Source organism: Ottowia massiliensis (genome assembly GCF_900240305.1).
In the GTDB taxonomy this organism is placed as follows: Bacteria; Pseudomonadota; Gammaproteobacteria; order Burkholderiales; family Burkholderiaceae_C; genus Ottowia; species Ottowia massiliensis.
The window spans coordinates 1-1,821 of record NZ_LT964864.1 but is presented as its reverse complement, the minus strand read 5'-3'; the positions used below and the strand labels follow the sequence as shown (position 1 = coordinate 1,821).

Here is a 1,821-nt window from a genome sequence, read left to right as displayed (position 1 = left end):
CGGGGTAAATGGCGCTGGCCGAAACGCTGGCAAAAGGCACTGTGATGGCGTCCTGGCAGTATTGCTCGCATAGCGCACGCTGGTTGGGTTCGTTATTTCCATCCGTTATGTCCCACAGCAGCCGGCCCACGCTGATTTCGCTGTCTTCGCCAAATACCTTGTCTCTCATGCCATAGGGTTTTGCGTTGCTTTCAAGATCCAGTTGACTTAGCGGTTTTTGAATCTCCACGGTCTGGTTATAGAAATGATCACCCAACCATGGAATTCCACCGGGATACCGGCGTTCCTTCCAGAAGTTCAGTGCAAACCACGTAGCATACGCTTCGTCAAATACCAGTGCGTTGGATAATTCCTTGTTATGGTAGGTTTGCAAGGCATTGCCAGCGGGATCTTTTTCAATGTCGTAATGGTTGCTTCCGTCATGAAAGCCGCCTGGATTCTTGGTAGCGCCTTGCAGATGCGCTACAGCATGGCCATATTCATGTGCAATGGTGTCCCAGTCAAATGACTTCAAGGATCCCAAATGCATTTCTGAGACCTTTTTGCCTGCCTCCGTCAATCCCAATTGATAGGCTTGCAGCGGTTCCGGACGATTGGTAACGACTTTCTTGAAAACGGGCGCTTCGGGAATGCCTGCGATGGGTTTGACATGCTCCGTCAGCTCATACAGGGCCTGGAAGACGGACCAGGAGTTGGCTTCGGCTTCGCTGATGTGGAATTTGTTGTCTTTATGCGTATCATCAGGCTTTATATTTATATCAGTCCCTTGATCGAAATTGGTCTTCAATGGAATAAATTTTCCGGAAGTTTCAAAAATATCAATGCCGAATTTGTCATGTTTCCCTAATAGTTGAACCTGATACTTCAAGTCATCTATAGGGGACGTGAATTTAAATTCACCCTTCTCATCCAATCTGCCATAAGCTATCAATTCTCCGACTCCAGGAGGGGGATTTTCTCTATATGTCACTCTAACAACAGCGCCATGCAGCGGCATAAATTTTGAAAATTTGTGATCAATAGCAAATTTTGCCCGAATAGTCACTATGTCACCCTTTGACGTTTTGGGAGATTGACTTTCTTTCTTTTTCTCTTTCCATGCGTTGGAATTCCTGTATATGTCCTCATACAGGTTCTTCTTCTCTTGCGAGAAAATGTCTGTAACACGATCCAACTCCTCTTTCGTCAACCATTTTTCAAAGGGGTTGTCATAACTTCTTTCAGAGTGATTTTTTTCCCACTGAGCTTGTTTTTGATTAACTTTGGAAACTAATTTTTGATATTCACGATTATCCTTCAGGCGATAACTAGCCATAGACGATAATAAGTTGCTTCCAATCCAGTTATAATAGACTTTTTCGCGGTACAATAAAATACTGAATCGTACGCCACCATTGAATTCATTAGATTCAAAATCAACGGTGATGCCATACCACCCTTCTTTCAGAAACCGGGGTTTGAATTTGACTTCAGCCGTCGGCCCCGGACTGTCCAACAGCAACTCCGATGGCACTTCAATACCCGTCAAATCTCCGTGATTGGCATCGACGACCTTGAATCTGGCCTTGCCATGCAGACCCTTTTCCAGCCGGATGAATGAAAACTTCATCTCGAATTCATCCACCGGTATGCCCGGCTGTGGATTGGGAACATCCACCACGATTTCCGACCCAGGCTCCACATAAATTGGCGTCGCCATCGCCGCCTGCCAGCCCAGCGCCAGCATGGCCAGCAAGGTCCACCGGAGCCAGCGCCCCAGCAGCGCATGAAAGATGCAAAACGGCAGCTTGCGCCGCCCGTCGATTGACAAATGTTCCAGTT

The 1,821-nt window shown here is 46.9% G+C and carries 1 protein-coding gene; it reads right to left on the bottom strand.

The features are described 5' to 3' along the window. Window positions 1-1,821: hypothetical protein (locus C1720_RS13905; RefSeq protein ID WP_158241747.1), on the bottom strand; the 1,821-nt coding region annotated here is incomplete at both ends.